Genomic DNA, 3,714 nt, shown 5'->3' with positions numbered 1-3,714 from the left:
CTTCTATATATTATAATATAGGGAAAAAATGTAAGAAGTGGTTAAAGATGAAGATTTATGTGCCCTTAAAAGAGAAAAAAAATCCTGGTGCGACTATGTGGGTCGCAAAAGTCGGGCATGGGTCGAATATAGCTTTTTATGCCGTTTCAGAAAATATGGACGAGCTCTATGAATCTATAACTGACAAAGCTGAAAACCACTATTTTGGACTATTGGAACTTGAAAAGAGTTTTATTAACGTAAAAAAGGCTCGTTTAGGTCAGGTAGATATATCGGAGACCATAATAAACTCAGCGACAAGAAAAATTGAAGAAACCAATTATGAGGATGCTAAAATACCCCCAGGTATTTTGATCCCTCTAGAATTAGAGTTGGTTCCGGTAGTTAATTTTGATCCTGATGATCTAGATCCCGAATTCAACCGATTTGTCGAAGCCAGAAACATACTATCCAAGGAAGAGATAAAAATTCTTAACGGATTAAAAGCCAAATCAAAACTCACGCTAATATTAAAAGAAGACGCGCTTGTTTGGCAGTGCCAAACCGATGCAGAAAAGATGAATTACGACGCTTTCACCGGAATGAAACTAGAAAAAGAATTAACAAATTAATGGAGCAGATGAAAAAGATGAATTTAGAAAAAATGGTTCGTGGAGAATTCATAACCATCGCACTTTTTGACCCTCCAGAGGGAATAGACACCTTCAAATTTCTACATGAAGTAGAGGCATTTAGTGACTATGTAGACGCTATCATGGTTCCCGACTCAACTAATGAATACATACACATGAGTCCAATCATTCCTTGTATGCTCCTTGCTCAGTTCAATGTGGAACCCATTATGGAGATCGCTTATGGAAGCAGAAGTGAAAAAGCTGTTTTATCAGATGTCCTAGCAGCTTTAACCGCAGGTGTCCGAAACATAGTTTTTGTAGCAAAGAATGATGACGAAGCATACTGCGAAAAAAACGTACTTGAGGTCATAAAAGAAGTGCGAAAAATGGTGAATGAATTGAACTTCAATGAACCCGAATACGAGATAGATCTCACAATTGGTCTCTCCATTAATCCCTTAACTGAGGAAAGAGTTGATCTCCTGGAAGCCAAAGAATCAGGTGTGGACTTCATAATAGCACTTGAAACCTATGACCCCGCATTAATATTTGATATTCTTCATAAAGCCAGAGAGGCAGGACTATGCACTATAATGAAAATAGGGGTGTTCACTTCATTTAACCAAGCCAAATTCGCACACAAATTTATACCCGAACTTTATGTTTCTGATGAGCTCTTAGAAAAATTATGGAATGCAGAAGACCAGTTGGGAGCTGGCGTCGAATATGCTAAGGAGCATATACAAACATTAAGAGAGCTAGGCGCTGACGGAATATGTCTTATGCCTATCAGTGAACCACAAGCCTATGAGAAGCTCCATAATATCCTAAATCTTAGCGCTCAAAAATAAATAAACTTTCTATTTTTCTATTTCTGTACATTCCATTTTTAGGAAAAGTTTGGTAAAATACTGCCGTTTATCGTTATTTTTCCGATTTTTATTATATGTACATTAAATTAAGTGCTTATTTTAGTTCCTTTTATGCCGATTTTTGGAAAAAAATTAGATGTTTCTTTTCTTTTTTTAACTTTTTTTATTAATTTTTTTATTTTTTTGGAAAAATTTTCTAAAAATTTAATTCTTTCTGTATGTTTTATTTCCGTTTTAATTAATATTTCTTACTTATAAATATCTTTTTCTTTATTTTTTAGAGTTTTAATTTTCCTAATTTTGCAATTTTTATTTCCTAAAACATACCATTGAATTTATAAGCAAAAACCCTTCTAAAATGGAGTAGACAAAGGATGGAGGTAGATATAAAAATGGTGTTATTCGCTAAGGAAAAATTGGCCGCTATTGAGCTCGCGGAGCTCGTAAGCAGGGTAGACATGAAAGTGAGAGAGGATCTAGTAGAAGATATACTAGATGCCGTTTTGGAAACCGAAAACCCTGACGCCATGCCAGCAGAATATGCAAGAGCTGTCCTACAACTTTGGAGGCGTGGAAAACTAGAAAGTAACAATGGTTTAAGAGCTCTCTTCAAAGCAGCACTAAGCGTAGAACCTGAAAAAACCGCTCAGGTCTGCGAGAAACACGGATGCCAGGAACTGGCTGATTACATAAGAAGTACATAGAGTTCTCTCACTTATTTCATGTTTTAAAGTCTTTTAAACCAAATTTTTAGGAAGAGACAAAAATGGTAAAACTTGGAATAGAATTCGTACCCCAACAAAAGATCGATAAAATTGTGGCTTACATAAAAGAGGCAGAAGAAAATAATTTCGACTTTGCTTGGATCACCGACCACTACAACAATCGTAACACCTATGTTACCTTGGCTCTGGCTGCGATTCAGACAAAGAAAATCCGAATCGGAACTGGTGTTACAAATCCTTTTCTGGTAAATCCCGCAGTCACCGCTTCCTCAATAGCCTCTATTCATGAAGTTTCAAATGGGAGGGCAATAATGGGGATTGGAGCAGGAGATTCTACAACTCTTAAACAGTTAGGTGTGGAATGGAGCAAACCCTTAACCGCTGTCAAAGAAACCATAACAATCTGCAAACAATTATGGTCGGGAGAAAATGCTCAATTTGAAGGTGAAGTATTCAAGATAAAAAACGCCCGACTAAACTTCAAAAACAAATTCGGGCCAATCCCAGTGTACGTTGGCGCCCAGGGGCCCAAAATGCTAGAACTCGCAGCTACTATAGGAGACGGAGTGCTAATTAATGCTTCACATCCTATAGACATGGAACCAGCAACAACAAAAATTAAAGAAGAACTAAAAGCGAATGGCGACACAAAGGACTTCGACATTGCGGCATATACCAGCTTCTCACTTGCAGACACCGAGGAAGAAGCTAGGAAACTCGCCCAACCAGTAGTAACCTTTATTGTAGCAGCAACCCCCGCTATTGTACTAGAAAGGCATGAAATAGCAGAAGCAGACGTGAACGTAATACGAGAACTCCTATCAAAGGGAAAAATCCCCCAAGCATTCGCTGCAGTAACCGATGACATGATAGACGCCTTCTCAATCTCAGGAACAAAACAGATGGTCACAGAAAAAATGATCGACCTTAAAGAAATCGGAGTATCACAACTAGTAATCGGATCACCAATCGCCGAAGATAAAAGCAAAGCCATAAAAACCATAGGAAATGAAATACTACCCGAAATAAAAGATTAAAATTTTTTTAAACCCTAAAAACCCTCCCTTCACCCTATTAATGATTATATGCCTCTTATATTTTTAATTTAAAAAAGTATAAAATTCATTCATAGTCTAAATAATTTCATTTTAAAAATATTAATCCCATGATACGATTTTAATAATACTATTTTTTGGAAAATAAAATCAATTGAGGGACATCATCTTTTCATCCATTGAGGAAACACTTTTGAATCAATATTACAAGGTAATCTTTGGCGGGAAAGCCCCAGACTTCAGCCTCGGGGATGAACCGTCAAAAAGTTTATAGGCTGATGTGTTGACAGATATACTGGTATCAACAGATGGAATACAAGCATTCCCGAAACCAGGTCTATCTCATCAACTACCACCTCGTCTGGTGCCCCAAGCGTAGAAAGCCAGTCCTCATAAACAGTATCCCCGCTTTATTAACTGTTTTTCTATTCTGTTAATTGTCAGTTTA

4 protein-coding genes are annotated in these 3,714 nt (G+C 37.0%); all 4 read left to right on the top strand.

Annotation, left to right across the window (positions count from 1 at the left end; genetic code table 11):
- A partial coding sequence (locus tag ACUVXA_RS18040; RefSeq protein ID WP_445872675.1) for a hypothetical protein occupies positions 1 to 611 on the top strand: 611 nt, incomplete at its 5' end.
- A gap of 17 nt (positions 612 to 628) precedes the next feature.
- Entirely contained in the window at positions 629 to 1,465 is an 837-nt protein-coding gene (locus tag ACUVXA_RS18035; protein ID WP_445872674.1) for a hypothetical protein, read from the top strand.
- 395 nt (positions 1,466 to 1,860) lie between these two features.
- Positions 1,861 to 2,190 carry a hypothetical protein gene (locus tag ACUVXA_RS18030; protein WP_445872673.1) on the top strand — a complete coding sequence of 110 codons (330 nt, stop codon included), beginning with the start codon at positions 1,861 to 1,863 and terminating at the stop codon, positions 2,188 to 2,190.
- Between the two features lie 62 nt (positions 2,191 to 2,252).
- Positions 2,253 to 3,248 carry a 5,10-methylenetetrahydromethanopterin reductase gene (locus ACUVXA_RS18025; protein ID WP_445872672.1) on the top strand — a complete coding sequence of 332 codons (996 nt, stop codon included), beginning with the start codon at positions 2,253 to 2,255 and terminating at the stop codon, positions 3,246 to 3,248.
- Positions 3,249 to 3,714 lie beyond the last annotated feature (466 nt).

It is taken from the genome of Candidatus Jordarchaeum sp., from assembly GCF_052745115.1.
The sequence above is the reverse complement of the archived record's forward strand: the minus strand, read 5'-3'. Positions and strand labels throughout refer to the sequence as shown.

Excerpts from the sequence above, each read along its gene's own strand:
- ACUVXA_RS18025 (WP_445872672.1), top strand. The coding sequence starts at position 2,253 with ATGGTAAAACTTGGAATAGAATTCGTACCCCAACAAAAGATCGATAAA.
- ACUVXA_RS18030 (WP_445872673.1), top strand. The coding sequence starts at position 1,861 with ATGGAGGTAGATATAAAAATGGTGTTATTCGCTAAGGAAAAATTGGCC.
- ACUVXA_RS18035 (WP_445872674.1), top strand. The coding sequence starts at position 629 with ATGAATTTAGAAAAAATGGTTCGTGGAGAATTCATAACCATCGCACTT.